General features: G+C 40.5%; 22 protein-coding genes and 2 pseudogenes. 15 read left to right on the top strand and 9 right to left on the bottom strand.

What is annotated here, in order from left to right; translation table 11 throughout:
* The first annotated feature begins 109 nt into the window (after positions 1 to 109).
* Positions 110 to 1048, top strand: coding sequence for an NAD-dependent epimerase/dehydratase family protein (locus RMY00_RS20030; protein WP_322649214.1), 939 nt, complete (start codon positions 110 to 112; stop codon positions 1046 to 1048).
* Between the two features lie 54 nt (positions 1049 to 1102).
* On the opposite strand, the pseudogene RMY00_RS20025 reads toward RMY00_RS20030, so the two are convergent.
* Positions 1103 to 1828 (bottom strand): annotated as a pseudogene (locus RMY00_RS20025) (Uma2 family endonuclease).
* Positions 1829 to 2095: 267 nt separating this feature from the next.
* Between RMY00_RS20025 and RMY00_RS20020 the strand changes: the two are divergent.
* Complete coding sequence (locus RMY00_RS20020) at positions 2096 to 2974, top strand: SMP-30/gluconolactonase/LRE family protein (RefSeq protein WP_322649213.1); 879 nt, start codon at positions 2096 to 2098, stop codon at positions 2972 to 2974.
* 34 nt (positions 2975 to 3008) lie between these two features.
* On the opposite strand, the gene RMY00_RS20015 is transcribed toward RMY00_RS20020, so the two are convergent.
* A complete protein-coding gene (locus RMY00_RS20015) occupies positions 3009 to 5183 on the bottom strand; it encodes a DEAD/DEAH box helicase (protein WP_322649212.1) in 2175 nt (724 codons plus the stop codon).
* Positions 5184 to 5486: 303 nt separating this feature from the next.
* Here RMY00_RS20015 and RMY00_RS20010 point away from each other — a divergent pair, with 303 nt between their 5' ends.
* The 3 genes from RMY00_RS20010 to RMY00_RS20000 all read left to right on the top strand — a co-directional run bounded on the left by RMY00_RS20010 (position 5487) and on the right by RMY00_RS20000 (position 7257).
* Positions 5487 to 5924, top strand: a complete 438-nt coding sequence (locus RMY00_RS20010) for a DoxX family protein (protein WP_322649211.1) — start codon at positions 5487 to 5489, stop codon at positions 5922 to 5924.
* Positions 5925 to 5946: 22 nt separating this feature from the next.
* Positions 5947 to 6513, top strand: coding sequence for a DUF2808 domain-containing protein (locus RMY00_RS20005; RefSeq protein WP_322649210.1), 567 nt, complete (start codon positions 5947 to 5949; stop codon positions 6511 to 6513).
* 153 nt (positions 6514 to 6666) lie between these two features.
* On the top strand, positions 6667 to 7257 hold the full coding sequence (locus RMY00_RS20000) for a Uma2 family endonuclease (protein WP_322649209.1): 591 nt from the start codon (positions 6667 to 6669) through the stop codon (positions 7255 to 7257).
* A 4-nt stretch (positions 7258 to 7261) separates the two neighbouring features.
* On the opposite strand, the gene RMY00_RS19995 is transcribed toward RMY00_RS20000, so the two are convergent.
* Positions 7262 to 7840, bottom strand: a complete 579-nt coding sequence (locus RMY00_RS19995) for a Uma2 family endonuclease (protein ID WP_322649208.1) — start codon at positions 7838 to 7840, stop codon at positions 7262 to 7264.
* A gap of 117 nt (positions 7841 to 7957) precedes the next feature.
* Here RMY00_RS19995 and RMY00_RS19990 point away from each other — a divergent pair, with 117 nt between their 5' ends.
* Positions 7958 to 8950 (top strand): DUF6745 domain-containing protein, encoded by a 993-nt coding sequence (locus RMY00_RS19990; protein ID WP_322649207.1) that lies wholly within the window; start codon positions 7958 to 7960, stop codon positions 8948 to 8950.
* Positions 8951 to 8953: 3 nt separating this feature from the next.
* Here the strand turns inward: RMY00_RS19990 and RMY00_RS19985 are convergent, their stop codons facing one another.
* Entirely contained in the window at positions 8954 to 9250 is a 297-nt protein-coding gene (locus RMY00_RS19985; protein ID WP_322649206.1) for a hypothetical protein, read from the bottom strand.
* 208 nt (positions 9251 to 9458) lie between these two features.
* Positions 9459 to 9791, bottom strand: coding sequence for a hypothetical protein (locus RMY00_RS19980; protein WP_322649205.1), 333 nt, complete (start codon positions 9789 to 9791; stop codon positions 9459 to 9461).
* A 230-nt stretch (positions 9792 to 10021) separates the two neighbouring features.
* Between RMY00_RS19980 and RMY00_RS19975 the strand changes: the two genes are divergently transcribed.
* Both RMY00_RS19975 and RMY00_RS19970 read left to right on the top strand, forming a co-directional pair.
* Positions 10022 to 10261: a hypothetical protein gene (locus RMY00_RS19975; RefSeq protein WP_322649204.1), complete on the top strand. Its 240-nt coding sequence runs from the start codon at positions 10022 to 10024 to the stop codon at positions 10259 to 10261.
* 5 nt (positions 10262 to 10266) lie between these two features.
* Positions 10267 to 10770, top strand: a complete 504-nt coding sequence (locus RMY00_RS19970) for a DUF3368 domain-containing protein (RefSeq protein WP_322649203.1) — start codon at positions 10267 to 10269, stop codon at positions 10768 to 10770.
* A 48-nt stretch (positions 10771 to 10818) separates the two neighbouring features.
* Here RMY00_RS19970 and RMY00_RS19965 read toward each other — a convergent pair whose 3' ends face one another.
* Together RMY00_RS19965 and RMY00_RS19960 are read right to left on the bottom strand one after the other, a co-directional pair.
* Complete coding sequence (locus tag RMY00_RS19965) at positions 10819 to 11160, bottom strand: XisI protein (protein WP_322649202.1); 342 nt, start codon at positions 11158 to 11160, stop codon at positions 10819 to 10821.
* A 445-nt stretch (positions 11161 to 11605) separates the two neighbouring features.
* Positions 11606 to 14371 (bottom strand): pentapeptide repeat-containing protein, encoded by a 2766-nt coding sequence (locus RMY00_RS19960; RefSeq protein WP_322649201.1) that lies wholly within the window; start codon positions 14369 to 14371, stop codon positions 11606 to 11608.
* 135 nt (positions 14372 to 14506) lie between these two features.
* Here RMY00_RS19960 and RMY00_RS19955 point away from each other — a divergent pair, with 135 nt between their 5' ends.
* The 6 genes and pseudogenes from RMY00_RS19955 (at position 14507) to RMY00_RS19930 (ending at position 19656) form a co-directional block, all read left to right on the top strand.
* Positions 14507 to 14905 (top strand): CU044_2847 family protein, encoded by a 399-nt coding sequence (locus tag RMY00_RS19955; protein WP_322649200.1) that lies wholly within the window; start codon positions 14507 to 14509, stop codon positions 14903 to 14905.
* On the top strand, positions 14902 to 15612 hold the full coding sequence (locus tag RMY00_RS19950; protein WP_322649199.1) for a TIGR04283 family arsenosugar biosynthesis glycosyltransferase: 711 nt from the start codon (positions 14902 to 14904) through the stop codon (positions 15610 to 15612). The genes RMY00_RS19955 and RMY00_RS19950 overlap by 4 nt, the downstream gene beginning before the upstream one ends.
* Before the next feature lie 91 nt (positions 15613 to 15703).
* A complete protein-coding gene (locus RMY00_RS19945) occupies positions 15704 to 16462 on the top strand; it encodes a TVP38/TMEM64 family protein (RefSeq protein ID WP_322649198.1) in 759 nt (252 codons plus the stop codon).
* A complete protein-coding gene (locus RMY00_RS19940; RefSeq protein ID WP_322649197.1) occupies positions 16431 to 17204 on the top strand; it encodes a TVP38/TMEM64 family protein in 774 nt (257 codons plus the stop codon). Before RMY00_RS19945 ends, RMY00_RS19940 begins: the two co-directional genes overlap by 32 nt.
* 420 nt (positions 17205 to 17624) lie before the next feature.
* Positions 17625 to 19175 (top strand): mercuric reductase, encoded by a 1551-nt coding sequence (locus tag RMY00_RS19935; protein ID WP_322649196.1) that lies wholly within the window; start codon positions 17625 to 17627, stop codon positions 19173 to 19175.
* 51 nt (positions 19176 to 19226) lie between these two features.
* A pseudogene (locus RMY00_RS19930) lies at positions 19227 to 19656 on the top strand (four helix bundle protein).
* A 100-nt stretch (positions 19657 to 19756) separates the two neighbouring features.
* On the opposite strand, the gene RMY00_RS19925 reads toward RMY00_RS19930, so the two are convergent.
* Positions 19757 to 23212: a PA14 domain-containing protein gene (locus tag RMY00_RS19925; RefSeq protein WP_322649195.1), complete on the bottom strand. Its 3456-nt coding sequence runs from the start codon at positions 23210 to 23212 to the stop codon at positions 19757 to 19759.
* A gap of 1445 nt (positions 23213 to 24657) precedes the next feature.
* Between RMY00_RS19925 and mgtE the strand changes: the two genes are divergently transcribed.
* Positions 24658 to 26058 (top strand): magnesium transporter, encoded by a 1401-nt coding sequence (gene mgtE / locus RMY00_RS19920; protein ID WP_322649194.1) that lies wholly within the window; start codon positions 24658 to 24660, stop codon positions 26056 to 26058.
* A 55-nt stretch (positions 26059 to 26113) separates the two neighbouring features.
* Here the strand turns inward: mgtE and RMY00_RS19915 are convergent, their stop codons facing one another.
* Positions 26114 to 26371, bottom strand: a complete 258-nt coding sequence (locus tag RMY00_RS19915) for a hypothetical protein (protein ID WP_322649193.1) — start codon at positions 26369 to 26371, stop codon at positions 26114 to 26116.
* Positions 26372 to 26537: the final 166 nt, after the last annotated feature.

The raw sequence follows: 26537 nt of genomic DNA, 5'->3' as shown, positions 1-26537 counted from the left end.
AGTAGGGAATGGGGAATAGGAAATACCAATAGTTATTTTTCCCTGCCTCCCCTGCTTTTCCCGTACTCCCTACTCCCTTAACAACAACTGATATAGAAATGGTGAATTTATGCGAATTTTAATTATGGGTGGTACTCGGTTCATTGGTGTCTATTTGACTCAACTATTAGTGGAACAAGGACATCAAGTGGTGCTGTTCAATCGGGGAAATCGGCCAGCACCTGCTTTAGAGGGAGTAGGACAAATTATAGGCGATCGCACTGATGCTACTCAATTAAAGGCAAAGTTATCACAAGAAAACTTTGATGTCATTTTTGACAATAATGGGCGAGAACTTACTGATACTCAACCACTAGCAGAGATTTTTCAAGACCGAGTGCAACATTTTGTCTATATGAGTTCTGCGGGGGTATATCTCAAATCTGACCAATTGCCCCACGTAGAAGGTGATCCAGTAGATCCTAAAAGTCGCCACAAGGGTAAACATGAAACAGAAGCTTATCTGACTCAATTGGGATTACCTTTTACCTCCATTCGTCCTACTTATATTTACGGGCCTCGCAATTATAATGAGTTGGAAGGCTGGTTTTTTGATAGAATTGTGCGCGATCGCCCCATTCCCATCCCCGGAAATGGCTTGCATATTACCCAGCTAGGTCATGTAAAAGACTTGGCACTAGCAATGACTAAGGTTTTAGGGAATAAAGAAGCCATAGGGCAGATTTATAATATCTCAGGCGATCGCTTTGTCACTTTTGATGGTTTAGCCCGTGCTAGTGCTGTAGCGGCTGGCAAATCACCTGATGCTGTCAAAATCGTCCATTACGACCCGAAAAAGTTTGACTTTGGCAAACGCAAAGCTTTTCCGATGCGAGTGCAGCATTTCTTTGCTTCGGTGAACAAAGCACAAACAGAATTAAATTGGCATCCTGAATATGATTTAATTTCTGGGTTACAAGATTCTCTGGAAAATGATTATTTAGCTAATGTAAAAGATAAGGCTGATGTTGATTTTTCCGTAGATGAAGAGATTTTACAAGCTGTGTGAGTAAAGATGTTTAGGGGCACATTACTGTGTGTCCCTACTGATGCGATCGCATCTTCACAACTCATTAGGGTTAACGCCTAACTCTCGCAGTTGTGCTGCTAATCTGTTAGCACGTTGACTTTCTCATTCTAGCGGCGTGGGAAGCCAATTCCCGGATGCATCATACCAACGTAGCCATAATCGCTCAATTCCTTGGTAAGAACCTTGCCAAAGTCCTAAGCCCAGTTCTAAACCCGGCATCCACAGCCGTGGGGTAGTCAAGTCCAATTCGCTGTAACTATCTGCAACTAATTGGAATGCTTGAAGTTTATCTGTGTAGCGGTCAAACACAATGTAGTAAGGAACTCGTAAAATCCGCTCATAAACTTCCCATTTGGTCGGCGGTTGGTTAATCTCCCGCAGAGTTTGTCCTAAGTCTTCTTTTTCAGTGCCAGGAGAAAGCAATTCTACCACTACAAAAGGAGCAACTCCTTCTTGCCAAATGACATAATTCAGACGCAAGCTTTGCTGTTCGTAGAAACGCGAAACTCCGACAGCAGCAAACCAGTCTGGGCGTTTGTACCACAGTGTATGCCGGAGGTCATAGTAAAGGTTTAAGTCAGTGCCAACAAATACCTCCTCTGTTGGATAGTTAGGTGGACAAAAGGTTTCGCGCAGAAGTTGGGGTTGAAAAAGGTGAAATTCGTCAGGCAAACCAGAGTCCTCCGGGTATTCACTGGGAAGATCATACATTGTAGGTAGGACTTCTTTGGGGGAGAGAGGCGGGTCTGTTTGGTACATAAGGGGAATCTTGACCGACTAACTTTAAGTTAACGGATCACGATAAAGGTTTGACCAAAGTTAAAAGAAAATATTTATTCTTATACCTGGGAAAGATGCAATTTATCGCGTCTTTAGCTTTTACTGGAACAGGAATTTGGAAATAGTATACAAACCCTGAACTTGAATAAAAAGGAAGAAGTGGTATAAATGTGTCGTAAATGTTTTACCCAATGAAAGCAACCATTTAAATATATGTTGAAGATTTAATATTTAAATTAACTGTTTATGGCACAATATCCACTCTCCAATGTTCTAAAAGCCAGGGCTCGCTTGGGTGAAAGCCCTATTTGGGACTCAACTAAAAACCTACTGTACTGGGTCGATATTTATAATCATCGGGTGCATCAGTTCAATCCTGCTACGGGGGAAAACTGCTTTTTTGATGTGGGAGATGTCGTCGGTGCGATCGCAACAGCAGGTGCAGATAGATTAATAATGGCACAGCGTCATCACCTAGCATTCCTCAACACCCAGACAGGTGAAGTTACCCCCATTTTGGAAATTGAAGGGCATCTACCAGATAATCGTTTCAATGATGGTAAATGTGACTCTCAAGGACGTTTTTGGTTTGGCTCAATGTGTTCTTTAGAAAAACCACAGGCTAGCCTCTATCGCTATGATAATGATGGTTCATTGCATGTAATGGAAACAGGATTGACTATTTCTAATGGTTTAGGTTGGAGTCCAGATCAAAAGACATTTTACTTAACAGATTCTCCTCAGCAAAAAATATATGCTTATGACTTTAATTCAATAACAGGAAACATTAGTAATCGTCGAATTTTTATTGATTTAACTCATGAATCCTTCCATCCAGATGGTTTGGCAATAGACAGTGAAGGACATATTTGGTCAGCTATGTGGAATGGATGGTGCGTGATTCGGTTCAATCCCAAGGGTGAAGAGATATTGCGAATAAAGCTACCTGTGCAAGTGCCAACTAGCTGTACTTTTGGCGGCGAATATTTGCAAACACTCTACATAACTACTGCTTCAGTTGGACTCAGCCAAGCAGAGATCGAAAAAAGTTTCTACTCTGGTGATTTGTTTGCCCTCCAAACTGATGTTGCTGGATTACCTAATTATAATTTTTCTAAATTATAGAAATTTCCAGGTAATTAAATGATTGTCCTATGTTTTATTGTCTCCAAAGCGCCACTTTCTGTTTAAGTTCTTTCATATCTAAAGAATCGCTAGCAAAAGCTTTTCGTAAAAGTGAATGAGGAATAAATTGATCATACTTTTGAATTTCCGGTGCTTCTGAAGTACTGAGTAAATCTTCTGAGGTAATTCTTTGATCACACAATGAAGCAATTTCGTGATAAAGATATTTAAATTTATCCTTGCCTAATTTAATTGTTAAATAATAAGGATTTACTCCGCCAATACTTGTAATTTCCAACGATTCTCGACAATAAGAATTGAGTAATCTTTCTAAAGTGCGGTAAGTAACCGTACCCATCCAGGGAAAAATGCAGCATTTGCCCTTTTCTAATTGCAATATATTTTGTTTATCTAATCCTACCTGCTGCACCAATTGGCGAACTTGAAGTAAACGTTGCAAAGCATTTTTTTGCAAATAGCTGTACTCGACATTCTCAAATAGAACCTGTTGCATTCTTTGTAAAACTTTGGTGTGAATAATACCACCACTACCACGCCAATAAATAGTAGCTTTACCCTCGGCTTGTTTAACAAAAATAGTTTTCTTTTTAAAGTCAACTTCTATGACTTCCCAAGTTCTCCCAGCTAAAGCAAATTGATTTCCAACAGCAGGCGGCGTGACGATACTGCCAATTTGCGTTGCACCTTGCTTAACAATATATTCTTGCTGTTCAGCAAAGACAGCATAAAACTGGAATTTTCTCACAATCTTTTCTCCTGCTAAACCCAGGATTAATTTACCTTGCTCAGTATGCTGAATATGACCAATATCAATTAAATAGCGGAGCAATAGTTGAAAATCTTCTTTTAAAATAGTAGCAAAGGGCGGCAAGCTAAAAATTTGTTTAGCTAAGGCATTAGGTGAAATTCCCTCTGCTACTGTTAAAATACTCATTGTTTGGTGATAAAGCAAACTCAAAGGATATTTAATCGGTCTGATGGGTTCAATCCATTTTTCCTCTAAATAAAGTTGAATGATAGCAATAGACTGCAAAAGTTGCCAAGGTATTTGCTCTGGTAAAGAAGCTTCTGATAATGGTTTATTTTCAGCACAGATAAAGCGCATATCGGCAGCTTCACCTCTTCTGCCACTACGTCCTAAGCGCTGTAAAAAGCTAGCTACAGACAAGGGTGATTCTAACTGAATAACTCGCTCTAAATGACCGATATCTATGCCTAATTCTAAAGTCAGAGTGGCGGCGGTAACTGCTGGATTGTTAGGTTCACGCATCGCATTTTCAGCAGTTTGCCGTAAGCTAGCAGATATACTCCCATGATGCACATGATATATATCTGGTAGCTTTTGTTCAGTGGCTATTTTTCGCAAAGATGCTATTACAGATTCAGTTTGCGTGCGATTGTTAGCAAATATCAGACATTTCCTAGATTGGCTGAGGTTAAAAATATATTTTTCATAAGCTGTTGCCTCTGATTCATCTACTTCATCAGTAATATAAAAATGTTCTACAGCTAGTTTGATTTGGCGTTTTATGCCGTCAGTCTGGGGTGTAATAACTGGCTTATCTGTTCCTGAACGCAACCACTCTTCAGCTATTGAGTAATCACCAAGAGTTGCCGACAAACCAATACGGCGCGGTTGCTTTTGCGTCAACTTTGCTAAACGTTGTAATTGGCAAATGATTTGACAACCGCGATCGCTTCCCATAAAGGCGTGAATCTCGTCAATGATGACAAATCTTAAATCACCAAATAAGCGAAGGAGGTCGTTATTTTTGTTGATTAACAAGCTTTCTAAAGATTCTGGTGTAATTTGTAGAATACCTTGAGGGTTTTTTAAGAGTTTGTTTTTTCGAGTTTGAGAAACATCACCGTGCCAATGCCAAACTGGAATATCTGCTTCTTTGAGTAAGTCATTGAGGCGCTCAAATTGATCGTTAATTAAAGCTTTGATTGGGCTAATATATAATGCGCCGATGGTGGTAGCAGGGTTGGTATGTAATAAAGTCAAAATTGGCAGAAAGGCTGCTTCTGTTTTACCCGCAGCAGTTGCAGCAGTAACTAGCAAATGAGCATCGGTGTCAAATATAACTTGACAAGCGGCAATTTGAACTGGTCGTAATTCAGTCCACTGGTGATGATAAATATATTCTTGGATGAAGGGTGCAAGTCGGTTAAAGGCATCGCTCATGTTTTTTATGAATAATAATTAGTAATAGGAAGTTACACCAATCCTAAATCAGATATGAAAACTTCTCTTTCTTTTATTGGCGGTCTTCTCTTTGAGAGGCTGCGCCAAGGCGGCTTCTCTGCAATACGCTACGCGATGGCGGTTTGTTAATTTTACAAATAATTAGGACTGTTATAAATAAATCCCTGAATTAAATAGGTTTTTGAAAAAATTGCTGATTTTCCTCCTGTTGACTCAAGACAGATTAACATCCATAACTCAAACTGAAGTAATAGGAACAAGTATATAAATCAGGTCAAACCTATGAACAAATATAAGGAAACATTACGAGTCATCCTTGCTATATGCATTATTGTGGTTGGAGTGACACACTTTCTTGTCCCAGGAGAATATGTCAAAATTGTGCCGCCACAACTACCTTACCCTTTAGGATTAGTTTATCTCAGTGGTTTTTATGAAATTTTGGGTGGTATCGGTTTATTAGTCCCGCCTGTCAGTCAGGCTGCTGCTTGGGGACTTCTTGCTCTTTTTATTGCTGTTTACCCTGCCAATATTTATATGGCGGTTAACCTAATTAAGATTGAACATATACCAAATTCACCTTGGGTACACGTAGTCAGGCTTCCCTTTCAAGCAGTCTTAATTGCTTGGGCTTGGTGGTACACCAAATCTTATGATGGGGAAAAACAAGCTTCTATTATTCCCAAGTCGCTCATTCCCAAAGAATTAGAATTGAAATGAGGGCGTTTTTTATATTTGAATTATGCGCGTTACAACTTTGTTTGGCATAACACTCTCGTTAGCAATAAGCATTGGAGGAGTTGCTGTTCCGGTGACTCAAGGGGTGCAGCTTAGAGATGGTACAGTCTACTTTGTCGAACCGCCGAAACTTGTTAAAGCGATAACTATTTACAAAGAAGTGAATGTTTGGGGCGGAACTTATTATTTTACTATTAACGTGCCGGAGAATGCTGGAGAATCGCTCCAGAAGGTAACGATCGCACAGAAGGAGGGAGCAGAAAACATCGACTACAAGCTTAAGGATACCCGCGCATTTGTCGGAACTCGCGATCGCAAAGAATCTCGGCTAACACTAGGCCCAGTCACAGCAGAACGCAAAACACGAACTGTTACTGTGAGCTTTGATCCGCCTGTAACTCCGGGACAGACAGTTACAATTGCCCTCCGCCCTGTGAGTAATCCCAGCATTTCTGGTGTCTACTTATTGGGTGTCACTGCGTTCCCAGTAGGTGAGCAATCCCACGGACAATTTCTCGGCTTTGGACGGTTTCAGTTTTACAGCAATAGAAGTAGCTGGTGGTTTCCATAAGTAGCACTATGTCAATACTATGAACAACACAAGTTTGTGTAATAAGGACAGCTTAATCTTATTGAGAACCAATACGGCAAGTGAGCGATCGCAGAATTTTGGGATAACTCTATATCAAAGTAGAATTAGTGAGCGTATAAGGAAAGCGTTTTTATGAGCATTCCACTTGTAGACCAGGCCACAGAAGAAAAACTGGTAACTCTCAAGGATGTTTCTTGGAAGCAATTCAAAGGGATTGAGGCACAACTTCAGGAAAATCGCAATGTCAGACTATCTTATTTGTCAGGAATTCTAGAAATTATGTCCCCCATTGGAGATAAGCATGAGAAAGTGAAAAGTACTGTTGGCTTGCTACTAGAAGCTTACATGAAAAAGTTGGGCATCCGGTTTTACAGACGTGGTGGTTTCACTTTGGAAGAACCTGGGTATGCTTCTGGCACACCAGATGAGTCTTACAGTATTGGAACAGAAAGAGAAGTTCCTGATATTGTGATTGAAATTATTGTTACTAGTGGAAGCATTAACAGGAAGGAGTTATACAAGCCTAAAAAAGTGCCGGAAGTTTGGTTTTGGAAATCTAATCAAATAAAAATATTCCATCTTAGCGAGAGTGGCGAGTATGAAGAAGTAAACCGGAGTGGGTTTTTTCCAAATTTAGACCCCGCTTTACTGCTGAGTTATATCGCAATACCTGACCAGTACGATGCTATTATTGAATTTGAGCAGGTACTCCAAAATCAATAAATTTTTATCCCCAGATTATTTGTAAATTTAAAATAAATCCTGGTAAAATATCTTCTCCTGATAATTCTTGGGTAGATGCTAATATTTCTACTGGTTTACCAATCCGATAGATTTCTACCTGACGCATTTTCGGATTAATTAACCAGCCTAATTGAACTCCGTTATCGATATATTCCTGCATTTTCGCTTGCGTTTCTCGCAAACTATCGCTTGGTGACATTAACTCTAAAACAAAGTCTGGCGCGATCGGCGGAAACTTTTCTTGTTCTTCGGGTGTGAGTGCATTCCATCTCTCTTTTCTTATCCAAGCTACATCAGGAGAACGGTTTGCACCATTGGGAAGTTTAAAGCAGGTGGAAGAATCGAAGCCAACTCCAAGTTTAGTTTGGCGATTCCAAATTACAAAATCTGCCGCAATTTCAAAATTGCGATTTCCAGTTTCTCCGCCTGTAGGTGGCATTATTAGTAGTTTTCCCTCTGCATTCCGTTCAAATTTAACTTCTGGGTTTTCCCGACAGAGTTGATAAAATTGGTTGTCGGTAAGTTGGATGATGGGGTTCAAGTTGACGGTGATAGCTGTCATGGGGATTATTTTGAAGATGACATTTTTAAACCAGTAGAGTAGCTTTTTCTTAAATTCTACTAACCAAGTCAAATAACCTGCTTTAATACAAAATAGCCACTGTATCGCATACCTGCTATGTCCGCCGACTATCTGACACCAGAACAACGTGGATTCATATCCCGATATCGAGAAAAATGGCAACACATTGGGCTATCCACTGAACGCATCAACGAACAACACGCTACAGATGCAGTTCGAGCAATATATACTGCACTAGAACTCACGGAACCTGAAATAATTATCGTTGATAGCCCTAACGCTGCGTTCGAGTACATCTGGAATTTACTCAAAGTCGATTCCCAGGCAATGTTGGGTGATCCCATAGATAGCTCCTATTGGAGCAGACTCTACAGTAATTTGCACTCATATTTGCTTGTGCGAGTACCTGTTGATTTACAAAAAAATTTACATTCGTTGTTTGACAATCATCTAGCAAAAGAATATTCCAAATTACTGCAAGAACAGTTAGAAATACAATGGGGAGATGTTTTGGAGGAACATTTTGGCAAACGAGATCGCAATTTAATTAAAAATATATTCTCTTCCTGCCGCAAACCCGAAACTTTAATCGCAGGATGTAGTTATTTTGAGTTTTGTATTCATACTTTAAAATACTATCAGTTTGAAAGCAAACTATTAATATTAGAAGAATTTGTTAAAAATTGTGGCTGGGCTTTCTTCTTTAAGAATACTGCTATTATTTCCAACCATGCCACCACAATTAATATTGATAGCAACAACCATCTCCACGGCGAAGATATACCTGCTGTAGCCTTTGCAGATAGGTATAGCCTGAATGCACATCACGGTAAAATAACTCTACAACGGAACCGTAAACTCGATGATATCGCCTGGGCAAAGTTATTTGAAAAAATGAACGCCGTCGAAATTGACTCTTGGGAAGAATACAAGTTGTTACGTACCGTTCAAGAAGGAATTAATGTCCAGCCTAAGCAGTTTCTCAAAGTAACAAATCCGAATACGGGAGAAGTGCAGGTTTTTGGAGTGTCTATGCGGTTCGCATCTGCTATTGAGGCGGCACGCTGGGTAAACCAACGCAAAACTTAGGAATTATGAGTGAGAATAAGCTATTTCATAATTATTTGTTGTTCGACAAAATTGTTCGACAAACTCAGAAAAATTTAAATTAAAGCTGAGTTTGCCAATACTGTGTTTGATTACCATTTCCCAAACACTGGCAATACTTAAGCAATTATCATTAGACTTCTTGCATAAGTCGGGAAAAGGGTAAGGGGGAAGGGGGAAAGGTTCTGTATTATCCCCTTCCCCTTTAACATGAACCCCTTTTTCCCCTCTTGCAAAAAGTACTTTTGCAAGAGGTCTATTATTTTCAATTTGGTTTCGCAAGTTATTACTAATTCTTGGGTGCTTTCAGCCGCGCTAGTAGCGACTGTCAAATTTCAGAGTCAAGCGTTGGCTAGCAAATACCGCAGGCATCGCTGTTTGATGCCATTTTTTCAGATTAGCTGTGCGATCGCTTAATTATAAAAACTCATTGCCACCAAAGCAATCTCTGAGCGTTGCGTTGGCTAGCAAATACCGCAGGCATCGCTGTTTAATGCCATCTTTTCAGATTAAATGCAGAGTTGACGGGAGTGACTACAGGGTTGACGAAAGCCACTACAGGGTTAACGAGAGTGACTACAGGGTTGACGAAAGTCACTACAGGGTTGACGAAAGTCACTACAGGATTGACGAGAGTGACTACAGGGTTGACGAGAGTCACTACAGAGTTGACGGGAGTCACTACAGGGTTGACGGGAGTCACTACAGGGTTAACGAGAGTGACTACAGGGTTGACGAAAGTCACTACAGGGTTGATGGGAGTGACTTCAGGGTTGGTTTTTGTTTGGTGCGATCGCTTAATTATAAAACTGATTGCCAGCAAAGCAATCTCTGAGCATTGCGTTGGCTAGCAAATACCGCAGGCATCGCTCTTTGATGCCATTTTTTCAGATTAAACATATTGAGGCGGCATAAACCCAGCTTGGTACAAAAATCTTTATCGGAATCAACTGACGTACAGTTTTTAACTGCCCATTTCGCTTGTCAGTAGACATCGCTTACAGAAGTTTGGGATAATATCTAAGGATATTCAGTTGGTAGCTTGAAATATCTATGACTAGTAAGGAAGAATTAAGAAGTGTTGCTTCAGAAATTACATTATTTAATAATATTGAGGAAAAAGAAACGTTTTTATTTGTGATAGGGGCGTTATTTTCGAGAGTTATTACTTTGAAAAAAGCCGCAGAAATGATGGAAATAGAGCCTGATGTATTTCTTAAACTATTAGATTTGATGGGGCTGGAATTTTCCTACTTGACTGAAGAAGATATCGCTATAGAGAAGGATTGGTAAGGTGTGTGAAGGTTGTTTTTAACTCTTCTCCATTAATCTTTTTATCGCGCCTGGAATTTCTCAATATTTTTCTAGATTCCTCTGATGAATTTTATTTGCCAAATTTTGTTGCAGAAGAAATTAGTGCTAAATCTGATGCAGCGAGTCAGCAGGTAAAAGCTTCAATTGATTCCGAGAAAATATTAGTCAAAGAAATTCAATTACTTTCCTTAGCCAATCGCCTAAATATGCGACTAGGGAGAGGAGAATCAGAAGCCATTGCTTTAGGCACTGAATTACAAACAGATTACATAATTTTAGATGACTTCGCAGCTAGAAAAGAAGCAACTCGACTAGGATTAAATGTTAAGGGAACCTTAGCAGTCATCAAGAAACTTCAGGTAAATGGCAAAATCACCATTAGTAGCACAGACCAATTGTATCAAGACATCCTGGCAATGAATTTCAGAGTCAAGCGTTGGCGTAGCCCGCCGCAGGCATCGCTGTTTGATGCCATCTTTTCAAACTAGATGCTCTAATAAGCCGCTTTCAGCCGCGCTAGTAAGAGAAAATAATCTTTAAACCGTTGCAAACTCAGTATATTTCCTCACTTCGGGAGGCTGAAAAGCCAAGACAATATCGCTTGCAGGAACATCTAAACGCATTAACTCAGTTGCCATTCCTTCTTCAGTCAAATCTTCTTCTATGTAAATTTTTTCATTTTTAATGCGAATATAGACAGAAATTCCTTTAATTCTTTTGCCTTGTTTCCAACCAATATTGAACCATAAATATTGACTTCTTTCATCATCAAACATTAACACTTCATCCACATCAACAATAGGAACCTGTGATGAAATCCTTTGATACTCTGTTAAAATTTCCTTGATTAGATTTTGATATTGAGTTAACTTATCCATTTGACAATCTCCTTAACTTCAGAGTTCGTCTTTGTTTACTGCGATCGCTTAATTATAAAAACTCATTGCCAGCCAAGCAATCTCTGAAAAGAGCGATCGCTCTTGAACACCATTTTTTCAGACTAGATGCAGGGTTCGTCTTTGTTTGCTGCGATCGCTTAATTATAAAAACTCATTGCCAGCAAAGCAATCTCCGAAAAGAGTGATCGCTCTTTAATGCCATTTTTTCAGATTAGCTCTGCGATCGCCTAATTATAAAAACTCATTACCAGCAAAGCAATCTTTGATCGCTTTACTCGCTCTGACAAATAAATCTTTTTGTTTTGCCCAGAGACGCAAATAAGACAACAAAACAGCTACTTTTAGCCGAATAATAATCTAGAAAAAGTTTGCGGAAAGTTGCATTGCAGGATTGGTTAGAAGTAAAAACGCAATCCCAAAGTATTCACTTAGCTGGTTCTGGTGGTAAACCGAGCTTGGTACGAAAATCGTTTTCGTATTTTGCCTTATCCCAATATTTAGCAGATTGAACTTGCTCAAAAGTAAGGTTTGTGACAAATCTGAGATCGGCACCCCAGAGGTAGGCATCGCTGAGGTTGGCATCGGTGAGCAAGGCACTGCTGAGGTTGGCACGGATGAGGGAGGCACCGCTAAGGTTGGCATTGGTGAGCAAGGCACCGCTGAGGTTGGCATCGGTGAGGTCGGCACCCTTGAGGTCGGCACCTCTGAGGTTGGCATCGGTGAGGTTGGCACCGCTGAGTTTGGCACCGCTGAGGTTGGCACCGCTGAGGTTGGCACTGCTGAGGTCGGCACGGATGAGGTAGGCATCGCTGAATTTGGTACCGCTAAGGTTGGCATCGGTGAGCAAGGCACCGCTGAGGTTGGCACCGCTGAGGTTAGCACCGCTGAAATTTTTACTAGCTAGACTCTCACCAGCTTGGATTAATTTTTCAAGTGCTTGAATTCTTGCCTGACTATACTCCTTTCCTCTAGCAGCATCAACAGTTTGCCAAAGTTGGTTTATCCTAATCGATTTCTCAATAACTATGCCCACATATACCGATAAACCCAGCGGAATAATTAAGAAAAAAGCAATTGACTGAAAGCGATTATTCCGTCTTTGTCTGACACTTGCTTGAATAAACTCAATGGCTAAGTCAGATAATCTTAAGTTCTCAGTTTGTTGCTGCTGAAAATCTACTACCTCTCTTAACCGCTTCCCTTGAAAGAGATAATCCTTAACCCTTCGCCTATCCCGCCATTCAATAGCTGCCGCTTCAATTCTCCGCTTTTGTCGCAGTATGTCCCGACTTTCCTCAATCCATTTGCGTAATAGCAACCAATTGCGAATCAGTGCTTCATGTGCCACATCTACCACAGCAATTTGATTAGATAAGGTACTGGTGACAACTAGCTTCTCATCAGCTAACCGTTGAATTATTCTATTAATTAAAGCTTCTGGATGCTGTGAAGTAACTAAATCCCGTTGCACAACCTGTCTACGCGTATCTTCTGTTCCTTCTCCCAACTGTGTCAATTCTAAAAAAATCCGCTTTGTTGCTTGCTGTTCCTCAAGTGATAATGACTCATAAACTTCTGTAGCGCGTGTTTGCAGGGTTCCCCTGACTCCACCTAGTTTGCTATAGGTAGTCAGGGTTAACCGTTCTTCAGTTCTTTGCTGCCATAGTTCTGTTAGCGTGTACTGCAACAACGGTAAACTCCCCGGTGAATTTTCTACATCTGCAATCATTTGATAAACTAATTCCGGTTCTACTGCTAAGTTCACCTGTTGGGCAGGTTTGATAATTGCTGTTTCTAATTCCTCCCGATTCATCGGTGTTACTGTTACTAAATGCTCTTGAATTTTCTTAGCTAGTCCGCCATACTCTTGTTCGAGACATTTACCAAAAAAATCAGCCCGCATTGTAATTATGAGGCAGAGTTTATTATCATCATGCTGCAAAGCACCTAGCAAACATTTAAAAAACTCCTGTCGTTTTGTAATGTCTTGAGATTGAGTAAAAGCTTCTTCAAATTGGTCTACTACTAACACTACGCGCTGAGTTTGACTAGCAGTAATCAACTGTCCTAAACCAACTGCACCTTTGGCAATTAATTCTTCTGCTTTGGCTAATTGTGATGCGCGTTCAATATCTGATAATTCTGACTCTACAAATGCCAGCGCTAAATTTTGTAAGGGATTAATCCCTGGTCGAAATATTTTCAACTGCCAAGTATCGCTACCTGATAACCTACGTCCTAACTTTAACTGATAAAGTAAACCTGCTCTCACAACACTAGATTTACCACTTCCTGATGCTCCCAACACAGCGAGGAAATTACCCGATCGCACTTTTTCTAATAATTCGTCGGTTAACGCTGTTCTGCCATAAAATAAGTTGGCATCTGCTTCTGTGCAATCAAAATAAGACAACCCTTTGTAAGGACAAATTGCTGATACTTGTACTGTGGGGTTAACAACAGAGGAATTCCATTTGCGTGTGAGATTAATTGCTTCACCAGAGTTCGCAAAAATGGGACGCTGGGGGAACGGGTGATGTTCTTGATTGAGCAAGTCTACTAAAGTGTAGTTACTCACCCAACGGTCTTGTTTTGGTTCTAAACCTTGAAGCAGTGCGGCGGTGAGAACGCTGTGTTGGCTGTTAATCTCTTCAAAAGCAACTTCAAAATCACGAGAAGCCGCAATAAAACACCTGTCTCTGCCTTTACCTCTATCGCCTGGATCTGCCTCTGCAAAATTTAGCACTTCTCCGCTATAGCAGCAATCTAAAATCACAATTTGTTGTCTGACTTCACTTTCTTGCAGCAGTCGCCGCAGCCATTGTAGAGATAATCCCCAATTTCCCGCCTCCGGGTTGACTTCACTTGTCGCTAAAAAACCTTCCTGAATCCCTAAATTTTTCCGCAATCCATGACCAGAAAAATACAGTAGCGCTGTGTCTGGCGGCTTCCCATCTGGCTTAAACAATTGGACGATCGCTTTTTCTAACTGAGTTAAACTAACTTTAGTTTGCTTCCCAATGCGAATCGTCTCATTTTCCTTGTCTTTGACTGCTGGTAGCCGCGTTACCCGAAATTCACCATATTGTTGTAAGATTTGAGCGATCGCTTCACCATCCCCAGCTGGCGCATTAAGACTCTTTAAGCGGTCATAAGTATTAATTCCCACCACCAAAGCGTCTCGACTCATCTTAGAAAGCCCTATGATAGTTGTGCCGAATTATTTCCAGCTTCTACAAGAAATTTACCGCATTTTCCGTAAGATTTTGTAGATAAGCACTGCTGGACTACCCTAGACGCAATTCTTTTAGGCGAGATTTATCCCATGACTCAACTCACACCTATTTATTTAGAAGATGGCACGATTATTTACATCGAAGCCACAAATAATATAGATGTACCACCAGTTAACATCGAAGTTTCTCCAGAGGGAGAAGAAGCACTAATTGATAAGGGATGGGATGCTGATGCTGCACAAAAACAGATAGTGCAAAATTTTCAAGCAATTGAAGGTACAATTCGGGCTTACACTGTTTATTCACTCAATGCTTTTAAAAGAATCCCTGTTGCTAATATTGATAAAGTTACTCTAGAATTTGGGATCAAAGTTGGCGGTGAAGCAGGTATACCTTACATAACTAAAGGCACGGCTGAAAGTAATCTTAAGGTAACGGTAGAGTGTTCATTTCCTAACCAACCGGAAAAGAAAACTCAGCAATCATGAGTCAAAGTATTGGCGCTGCTAAAATTTCGATTATTATTCCGGCTATTAATGAAGCGGGGAATATTAAAAAAGCCATTGCTACTACTCAAGCCAATCTAAATATAGAAGTCATTGTAGTCGATGGTGGCTCTAGTGATGATACTGTAGCGATCGCTCAGTCTTTAGGTGTCAAAATTATCTCATCATCTCCCGGTCGTGCTGTGCAAATGAATAGGGGTGCTGTAGCTGCTAGCGGCGAGATTCTGCTGTTTCTCCATGCAGATACCTGTTTACCGACTGGGTTTGATGACATGGTTCGCACGGCGCTACAACAGCCTGAGACTGTGGCTGGTGCATTTAAGTTGCGGATTGATGCATCACTTTTAAGTTTACGATGGGTGGAGTTGGGTGTAAATTTGCGATCGCATTTTTATCAAATGCCCTATGGCGACCAAGCAATTTTTTTAACAAAAGCAGTATTTCAGCAAATTGGCGGTTTTCCTGAATTGCCTATCATGGAAGACTTTGAACTCATGCGTCGTTTAAAACGCATCGGACGGATTGTAATTATTCCTACACCAGTTGTTACCTCAGCCCGTAGATGGTTACAAAAGGGAGTGTTTAAAACCACGCTGCTTAATCAAATAGTAATTATTGCCTATTTACTCGGCGTTTCACCTAAGCGAATTCGTTGCTGGTATCGCCAAGAAAAATTTAAGAGAATTTAAGCTGTTTCTAATATGGCTAGTATATCTTAGGGGCAATTGGATTTAAGGTGTAAGTTACAACGTCGAGCCTCAGAAGGTCAAACTCATAAAAATGAAGAAGCGTTTATTAAATTCCAAACTCAAACTATTACTCTTAAGTTGCCTAATTGTCACTCTGATAATTGTCGCTAAACAATTCAACTTTCAGGGACTTTTACAAACCTTAGTGATTTGGGTTAAGAGTCTTGGTGTTTTAGGGCCTATCGCTTACATAGTAATTTACAACTTAGCAACATTACTGTTTATACCCGGTTCCCTCCTAACGCTCAAAGGCGGTTGTCTGTTTGGAGTATTTTGGGGGTCAATATATGTGCTAATTGCTGCAATAGTCGGAGCAACCTTGGCTTTTATCATTGGACGCTACCTTTCACGGGATTGGGTTTTCCGACAAATGGAAAAACATCCTAAATTTAAAGCGATTGATTTAGCAGTTGCCAAAGAGGGATGGAAAATTGTCTTGTTGACTCGTCTCTCTCCCATTTTTCCCTTCAATTTATTGAATTATGCTTTTGGAGTAACACAGGTTTCCCTCAAAGACTATATATTGGGTTCCTTTGGCATTATTCCCGGTACTGTGATGTACGTTTATATTGGTTCGTTAGCTGGTAATCTTGTCATGATTAACACCTCTTATCAACCAACTACTCCAGAAACTCAAGTCTGGCAATGGGTAATGCGAATAATTGGGTTGATTGCTACCGTTGCTGTGACTGTATATATCACAAAAGTTGCTCAAAAAGCATTAGCTGAAAGTGTGGCATTAGAAGAAATAACAACCTATGACAAAAATAACAATAATTCAGATATTTAAAAGTATTAATACCAAAAACTTACAGAAGTTTTTTAGGTTAACTGTATTAATATTAATAATATTAGCGAGTGCTTTCGCATTAAACACAGACCCAGCTTTAGCACAAGAATCTACAAATCCAATTTCTTTCAATCCCCAAGCCATTTTACGGGACTCGTTGCAATGGATTGATAGTCTGGGTGCGCTGGGAGCCATAGCTTTTATTGCTCTTTACATTATCGCTAGCATCGCTTTTTTCCCAGGTTCTATTCTCACCTTGGGGGCTGGTGTAATTTTTGGTACAGTTTGGGGTTCTCTCTACGTGTTTATCGGTGCAACCCTTGGCGCTACTGCTGCTTTTCTTGTGGGACGTTATTTAGCAAGAGGCTGGGTTGCTGGGAAAATCGCAGATAATAAAAAATTTGCTGCCATTGACCAAGCAGTTGGTAGAGAAGGATTAAAAATTGTCCTGTTAACGCGATTGTCTCCAATATTTCCTTTCAATTTATTAAACTATGCCTTTGGCATCACAGGAGTTTCACTTAAAGATTACTTCATCGGCTCTGTAGGCATGATTCCTGGAACTGTGATGTACGTTTATATTGGTTCCCTTGCAGGTAATCTTGCCATGATTGGTACTGAAACTCAACCTACCAACCCAACTTTACAATGGGCAATTCGGATTTTGGGTTTGATTGCTACAGTAGCTGTGACAGTTTATGTAACCCGGATTGCACGCAAAGCTTTAGAAGAGGAATTGTAGAGACGTACAACAACTGTGCATCCTTAACAAAGAGGCTCTTGAGCAAGCAGCCCTTTGCAGGGGGAGAAAAATTCTGGAATTACCCTGGCTTTTAGAGTTTCAGAGCAAATAAATTTATTTATGGGGTTCTCCCCTTGCCCCCCGCCCCCTGCCCCTTGTCCTCTTCTTTGACTGTGGTCTATTTAGCTGCAAGTTGCTCTAAATTATCAATTGTTGAAATGTTTATACAGGAAAGCTTCAATTGTATCTGTCAATTCCCAAACGGACAAAACAATTTAAAGGCTGTATTCCTTATTAAACAAGCATAAAAAATAAAAGACTGAGCCGCCTAAATTCATCGGGATTCTTAATTTTTAATTTTGAATACTCCCAAAAGGCAGTTGACTTTAGTATTTTCAATTCTTAAAAGAGGTTTTGCTAATGACCAATTCAGATTTAGAGATAGTTACTGTTCGCCCAACGGATGAGTATAACCAACAGTTGGTGTCTTACGTTCATCCGCCAAATTGGGTTAATCCTCAACCCGCAGATGTTTACGATTTGGTAGTAATTGGGGCTGGTACGGCAGGATTAGTAGTGGCTGCGGGGGCGGCGGGTCTGGATTTGGGTTTAAAAGTGGCAATAATTGAAAAGCATCTCATGGGTGGAGATTGCTTAAATGTTGGTTGCGTACCATCTAAAACTATTATTCGGTCTGCTCGCGTTGTTGGCGAAATTTGGAATGCTCAAAACTTGGGTGTTAATATTCCCCAACATAATATTGATGTTGATTTTCCCAAAGTCATGGCAAGGATGCGGCGGATAAGAGCTGGTATCAGCCCTAATGACTCGGCGGAACGGTTTCAAAACTTGGGTGTCGATGTCTTTTTGGGTAGCGGGCGATTTGCAACTAAAAATACCGTGGAAGTTGGCGACAAAACCCTCCGGTTTAAAAAAGCTGTAATTGCGACAGGTGCAAGAGCCGCACAATTGGCGATTCCGGGAATTGAAAAAGCGGGTTATCTAACTAATGAGACGGTTTTTTCTCTGATTCAACGACCGGAACGTTTAGCGGTGATTGGTGGTGGCCCTATTGGTTGCGAATTGGCGCAAGTTTTCCGGCGCTTAGGTTCTGAGGTAGTACTTATCCATAGCGGTTCTCATCTTCTGAATAAAGAAGATGCTGAGGCTGCTCAAGTTCTCCAAAAGGTTTTGATTAGCGAAGGAATTCGCGTGGTGCTGAATTCCAAGTTGGAAGAAGTGGTAACTGTTACCGAGGGGAAACGGCTTTACTTTTCCTCCAATGGTCATCGAGATTCGGTGACAGTAGATGAAATTTTAGTCGGTGCGGGGCGATCGCCAAATGTTGAAGGTCTAAATTTAGAAGCAGTGGGTGTAGAATATGACTTGCGCCAAGGTATAAAGGTAAATGATTATCTCCAGACGACGAATCCCAAAATTTATGCAGCTGGCGATATCTGCATGAACTGGAAGTTTACCCATGCTGCTGATGCTGCGGCGCGAATTGTGATTAAAAATACGCTGTTTTCTCCCTTTGGCATAGGACGCTCGAAACTCAGTAGTCTGGTGATGCCGTGGGTAACTTATACTGATCCAGAAATTGCCCATGTAGGCTTGTACGAGCACGAGGCTAAGAAATTAGGTATTGAGGTGACGACAATTAACATACCTTTTAGTAGTGTAGACCGAGCGATCGCAGATGGTGAAGAATCAGGATTTCTCAAAATCCACCATAAAAAAGGGTCTGATGAAATTATCGGTGCAACTATTGTCGCTAGTCACGCAGGTGAGATGATTTCAGAAGTAACTACAGCAATGGTGAATAAAATCGGTTTGAGTAAGTTAAGCAGTGTAATTCATCCTTACCCCACTCAAGCCGAAGCGATTAAAAAAGCTGCTGATGCTTATCGTCGAACTCTCCTGACATCAAATACTAAAAAATTGTTGGGATTTTTAACAAAGTTATCCTGAATTGGGCATGGGAAAGGGGACTTGGGGACAAGGGGACAAGGGGACAAGGGGATGGGAAAAGAATCTATCAAGAGTCATGAAGATTTAGAGGTTTATCAACTGGCGTTCTCCGCAGCAATGAAAATCTTTGAAATCTCGAAAAAATTTCCTGTTGAGGAGCGATATTCCTTAACTGACCAAATTCGCAGATCATCTCGCTCCGTGTGTGCTAATTTAGCTGTTCGCGCAGCGTTCCCGAAGGGTAGCTTGGCGCAAGCGAAGATATGAGGCAGCCTTTATCGCTAAACTAAGTGATTGTGTTCGCGGAGCGTGTCGTAGACAAGCAGAGGCGGCAGAAACTCAAGTCTGGCTAAAGTTTGCGGTTAAATGTAATTATTTAGATTTAGAACAAGGCCGAGAATTGTATGGACTTTATAACCGAGTCCTTGGAGGATTGGTGAGCATGATTAATAACCCTTCTGTTTGGGTAATTCGGCGATAAAGCATACTCCCCTTGTCACCTTGTCACCTTGTCCCCCTGTCCCCCTGTCCCCCTGTCCCCTTGTCCCCTCTGCTTCCCTCACTCCCCCTACTTTCCCACTCTAAACAGGTCGGAAGCGATCAATCTCACCCCCGGTCAAGTTTGCATAGTACAAATTACCATCCTTTCCAGTGGTGATTTGTGTAGGGACTCCTAAATTTGGTCTGTCTGCTTCAGAAGCAAACCGCTTAACTGAGACAATTTTGCCCTGATTATCGAATTTCAAAGCATCAATAGTTCCTTGACTGAAATCACCAACGAATAATGCACCTTGATAGATTGAGGGAAAAGTATTGCCTGTGTAAAAGTCACCCATAATAATCGAATTAGAACTAAAATGCTTATAAGTGTAAGCTGGTGCTGTAACAGTTTTGTCACTACTATAGAAGGCTTTCGCTGCATCTAAAGTAGAATACTTTGGTTGTTTCAGATTGACGATATTGCCATTTGCATCAAGACCACCTTCATAGAATGGCCAGCCAAAGTTAGCTCCTGGTTTTCCGATATTGACCTCCTCGTAAGAATCGAAGCCAACATCACCAATTACAGGGGTATTGGTGTTTTTATCAATTGTAAAACGGAAAGGGTTACGCAAACCTAAGTTATAAACTTTGGAACGATTGCTATCAGGATCGCCGTTGTAGAAAGGATTACTTGATAAGCCTTGACCAGTAATTGCATCAATCCGCAGAATCTTGCCGGACAGATTATTGACATCCTGAACACGAATTGCTCGTGGGTCTATCCCATTGTAAGAAGTACCATCTCCGAAGCTCACAAACAGAAAACCATCGGTGCCAAAGCGCACAGAACCAACTGAGTGAGATTCACTATCATTAGCTATAAAGTTTTGGACATTTTGGACTTTATCAATATTATTCAGATAATCCTGTAAGCTGGTAAACGGCTTACCAGTATCTTTGTTGAGAATTCCTGATGGTGCATAGCCAAGTGAGACACTTGTACTATTTCCATCTGGGTGGCTAATATTCTCCCAAGTGCCATTAGTACCTAGCAGCACAACTTCACTGCCAGCAATAGCAGTAGTGTAATTAGTCTTGGGGTCAGCTTCTACCCTAATTAGCCGTGCAGTCCGATTCCCATTCTGATCGGGATTGTCTAATGTGGTATTGGGATTGTTTTTGGAGTTGTTTGGATTGGTTTCTGGTGGATCGTAGGTATACAACAGGTAAACATAGTTTTTGGGGTTTGTGGCTTTGCCAAAATCTGGATGTACGGCAATGCCTAAAAGACCGCGATCGCGCGTATCATTAACCTGTCCAGAGATGTTGATGAATGGTGTTGATAATAAAGTGCCGTTGTTCAAGACTCGTACTACCCCATTTTTCTGAGCAATGAACATGCTTTTACCGTCAGCTGTCCAGTCAAAAGCTGTAGGTTGATTTAAACCAGAAGCTACAGTTTCTAAAGCAAAGTTACCAGCGTCATCATCAATAATAGTGATAGTTGTCTGTTGAGTATTTAACTGTACTCCAACTGCGTTACTGAACTTTAAAGTAAATGTTTCATTTTCCTCGCTAACAGTGTCATTCTTAAGGGCGATAGAAATGGTTTTACTGGCTTGTCCTGCTGCAAAGGACAAGGTTCCAGATACAGCCTGGTAGTCAGATCCAGCTTTAGCAGTCCCATCCCAGGTTATGTAGTCTAGGCTAGCAGCTCCCGAACTGTTACCCCGTGTAACTGTCACTGTAGCAGTACCGTCATTCTCATTAACTACTGGCTTACTGAAATCGAGGCTAGAGTGATCGTTATCTTGAATTGTAATTCCCAGAGTTCTTTGAAGTCCTAATGTTGCTCCCTCTGTCTGATCGATGACAAAACTAAAGGTTTCATCTGCTTCTACTAAGGAATCGTCATTAATTGGAATGGATATCTGTCTACTGCTTTGTCCTGGGGCAAAAATAAGTGTTCCAGCGCTTTCGGTGCCTTCACTTCCGTAGTCAACTCCTGCTGTGGCAGTACCAGCTAAGGTTGCATACTTGACTGAAGATGTGCTGCTTAAATCACCAGTTCTCAACAACGTTAAGGTCACATTATCAGCACCTTCGTTGACTGTCATGGAAGATGATCCTAATGTGATAGCGGTTTGAATATTTGGTGAATATAGTTGTGATTGAGGAATAATTTCTTTGGTCTGAGAAGAACTTGACCAAGACAGTTGAGAAACTGCATCGTATTTATTTTCGTAGTACTCAAGTTTAATATCGTACTTCTGACCTGCAACCAGTGCGATCGCACCACTGTATTCTGTAGCAGATTGATTAACAAATTTATTGATGATTTGCTGACCATTCACCCACAGTCGTACACCATCATCACTAGTAGTGTAGAAGTTGTAAGTCTCACTGTACTTGGCTTGCACCTGACCCGTCCAACGCACTGAGAAAGTATCTGCACCGATAGATGGATCTGGAGACCTCTCACCCCAGTTAAAGTTGACTGTCGGATCTGTGCGAGTTTGCTTCAAATTGGTGAAGTCGATGTTGTCGTAGTACTCTGCTTTGAGTCCGTTGCCGTTGCCATTACCAACTGTGCTGACATTACTATACAGTTGCGATTGAGGAATGATTTCTTTGGTCTGAGAAGAACTTGACCAAGACAGTTGAGAAACTGCATCGTATTTATTTTCGTAGTACTCAAGTTTAATATCGTACTTCTGACCTGCAACCAGTGCGATCGCACCACTGTATTCTGTAGCAGATTGATTAACAAATTTATTGATGATTTGCTGACCATTCACCCACAGTCGTACACCATCATCACTAGTAGTGTAGAAGTTGTAAGTCTCACTGTACTTGGCTTGCACCTGACCCGTCCAACGCACTGAGAAAGTATCTGCACCGATAGATGGATCTGGAGACCTCTCACCCCAGTTAAAGTTGACTGTCGGATCTGTGCGAGTTTGCTTCAAATTGGTGAAGTCGATGTTGTCGTAGTACTCTGCTTTGAGTCCGTTGCCGTTGCCATTACCAACTGTGCTGACATTACTATACAGTTGCGATTGAGGAATGATTTCTTTGGTCTGAGAAGAACTTGACCAAGACAGTTGAGAAACTGCATCGTATTTATTTTCATAGTACTCAAGTTTAATATCGTACTTCTGCCCTGCAACCAATGCGATCGCACCACTGTATTCTGTAGCAGATTGATTGACAAATTTGTTGATGATTTGCTGACCATTCACCCACAGTCGCACACCATCATCACTTGTGGTGTAGAAGTTGTAAGTCTCGCTGTACTTGGCTTCTACCTGACCCGTCCAACGCACTGAGAATGTATCTCCATCAATAGATGAATCTGGAGACTTCTCACCCCAGTTAAAGTTGACTGTCGGATCTGTGCGAGTTTGCTTCAAGTTGGTGAAGTCGATGTTGTCGTAATACTCTGCTTTGAGTCCATTCCCTTGAGATAATACGCGATCAATACTTTGTAGAGATGATTGAGGAGTTATTGGACTTAAAGATGTTGACAAAAGTTGATTTTGTGAATCAGTCATTGAGATATATGCCTCACAATAGTACTAAAAGTAATTCCATAACCAATGTTCTAAAATCAGCTTGATATTGAATACTTTTAAAAAAATATATACTTTTTTAGATATCAATATTATTAGCAAAAATATAATAATTAGCTGATTAATATACTTTTTGATTTCAATATTTTTCCATTTAATTACTGATAAAACTTCTTACCTATCTAGTGTTTTGCTAAGTTACTTTATTAGTATTTATACTGTTTATTGAAATAAAACTTATAATAAGACAGTATAAAGTTATATACCTTGCTTTATCTTCCTTAAAAGCAGATATATATAAAAATGTGTATGACAAAAAAATCAAAGATTACTTTAAGGATGTATTAGTTCTTACAAATCTTTGTTTTATTTCGACAATTTCCTAACTTTTGATAGATGGAAATATAAGTTTGATGAATTTAATCAAAAATTATAGATCACCTCCCTGAGAGCTTCTAATCTCACTTATATACAGGTGTATGAAGTTGAGATCAAGCAACCCTAATCGCGGCGGATACCCATCTAACTAGCTAAACTAATATCTTTACATATTATTACTTAAGTATTTTTATGGAATCAATTAATTTACCATTTGACAATAGTTTAGGGGCTTCTGTCCATCTTCTTCATGGAACCTTGTTTAAAGATTCATATTGATTTATCTTTTTTAAAGGAATATAAAAGTTTTGATGATCTTAAAATAAAAATTCCTGATCTACCGGATGAAGTTTTTGTTTTGTATTTACATAGTTTTTACTTACATAAAATTTAGATAAAGAAGATATTTAATATTTAAAGATTTGAAGAGGTCTTGTTTATCTATGCTTCATAATTGAGTGTTAATTCATATCTTTGTTATAAAACCCAGCAGAGAATAAGCTAATCAGCATTCAGTTGCATAATCAGGATGGGCAAGATACCAACTCTACAAAATATTGATAAAATTTTGATATGCGAATTAGATGTGTTTTAACTTAGTATTAAACGTCCAGTAGAGAATAGTACTAACAAGTAAAAAAGTGATTTTGCAAAAGCTTTACCACTCTATGTATTTAAGATAGAAAACACAATCTGTTGGAATTAAGAGATTATCGTACTTTTCGAGTAAGCTTGTTGTCGGTGGACTATCCAGGGAATAGTTACACGACAACTTCTCTACGTTCCCTGCGGGACGCTGACGCGTAGCTTGCTTCCTTGGAGGAGTACGCGTAGCGTGTCGTAAACTAGACGCTTTGCGTAGCACAATCCCCTACAGAGTAGGTTGAACGTAAGGAATTATCAGCGTTTGAAACTCTGATTATTTACTTATTTACAAAAGTTTTCAATTTATTTAAAGTCAGAAAATCACAAGTTTAGCCCTGCACATTCCCACTTTCCCCTAGACTAAGGGCAGCAACCTTGTTCAAACTGGCTAAGGAAAGTGGACTTTGACTGAGACTAACAATTTTAACTCTACCATTCAGAATGTCTCACGCAGGGAATTGCGAGATTTAGTGCGGACTCAGCTGCAAATGCTCCTAGAAGCGGGAGACTTGCAGGGAGCAAAAGCTATTCTCGTGCCTGTGCAGCCTGCCGATATTGCTGAAGCGATTGAGGGTTTGCCAGAAGCGATGCACGCTTTGGCTTTTCGCTTGCTTTCTAAAGATGAGGCTATCGAGGTTTATGAATATCTCGACTACAGTGTTCAAGAACGCTTAATTGAGGAACTTAAAAGTCAGGAAGTCCGCGATATTGTCGATGAAATGTCGCCGGATGACCGAGCTAAGTTATTTGATGAATTACCGGCAAAAGTCGTTAATCGTTTGCTAGAACAACTGAGTCCAGCAGAACGCCAAGCTACAGCCCAACTATTGGGTTATGAAGCTGATACTGCTGGGCGAATTATGACGCTAGAGTTAATCTCGCTGAAAGAAAACTTTACAGTGTCTCAAGCTCTAGAGCGAATTCGCAACCTAGCTAATGCTAGTGAGATGATTTATTATCTTTATGTCATGGATGCCCAAAGGCGTTTAACGGGGATTGTATCGTTGCGGGAGTTAGTTACATCTCAGCCTGAGCAAATTATTGGCGAAATTATGACCCGTGATGTGGTGTTTGTCCACACTGATACAGACCAAGAAGAAGTTGCTAGATTAATCCAAAGATATGACTTTCTAGCTGTGCCAGTGGTAGATCGAGAACAGCTTCTAGTAGGTATTGTTACCGTCGATGATGTAATTGATATTCTGCAACGCGAAACCACCGAAGATATCTACGCCTTGGGTGGTGGTGTGCAGTCGGGGGGCGACAACTATTTTCAGATGAATTTACTGGAAATCGCTCGGAAGCGGGTTGTATGGTTGTTGGTTTTACTTGTAACTAATACTATTACAGGAACGATTATTAAGTCACAAGAAAACCTTTTGGCACAAGTGGTGACACTGACGGCGTTTATCCCTTTACTGACTGGTACTGGTGGTAACGTGGGTGCCCAGTCTTCCACAGTGGTGATTCGCGGGATGAATACCGATGAAATCCGATCGCTTGGTGCATTTCAGGTAATTGGCCGAGAGGCGATCGCAGGAGTATTATTAGGAGGAATGTTAGGTGCGATCGCTACTGTCTGGGCTTATTTTTTGCAAGGACGATTAGAAGTAGCGATCGCTGTTGGCACTAGTCTGGTAGCTATTTCTCTTTTAGCTTCTATCTCCGGTTCCGCACTGCCATTTCTATTTCGCTACCTCCGTTTAGATCCGGCATTAATGTCAGCACCATTCATTACTACAGCAGTTGATGTCGTGGGCGTTTTGATTTACTTCAATTTGGCACGGATAATTTTAAAGTTATGAAAAGAGTAATCAGTCATTAGTCATTGGTGAAGAATAAAGTCCAAATGACTAACTTTTACAATTCTGTTTCTGTATCTGGAGCAACAATTTCGCCAGTACCTATTTGCAATATCATGTCCTGGTCAGTAATCAATCCACTAAGTTCTTTTACTTGTAAATTCATGTCTTCACAAGCTTGTCTAAGTTCTTTAGCAAATTTATTGAGGTCTTGACCATAGCCACATTGATAAGCAGCAGTTTCAATTCCTTGCTGGGCATTTGCTCTAGCACAATCTACTAGTTCTGTGCCATTCAGTGGTGTAGGAGATGCCATAGACGTACTTATTATTTCTTAAATGTTTGCTGCTAGATAGAGTATCAATATTCCCGCATTTACTCATCCCTCCAATGGAAGACCATCAGGGTAGAGTTACAAGTAATTATTTTTTTGTCATTAGTCATTAGTCCTTTATCCAAAGTGAATAACCAATGACCAATGA

It is taken from the genome of Nostoc sp. ChiVER01 (assembly GCF_034531155.1).
In the GTDB taxonomy this organism is placed as follows: domain Bacteria; phylum Cyanobacteriota; class Cyanobacteriia; order Cyanobacteriales; family Nostocaceae; genus Nostoc.
Note: the sequence above shows the minus strand (reverse complement) of the source record. Positions and strands in the feature narration are given on the sequence as shown.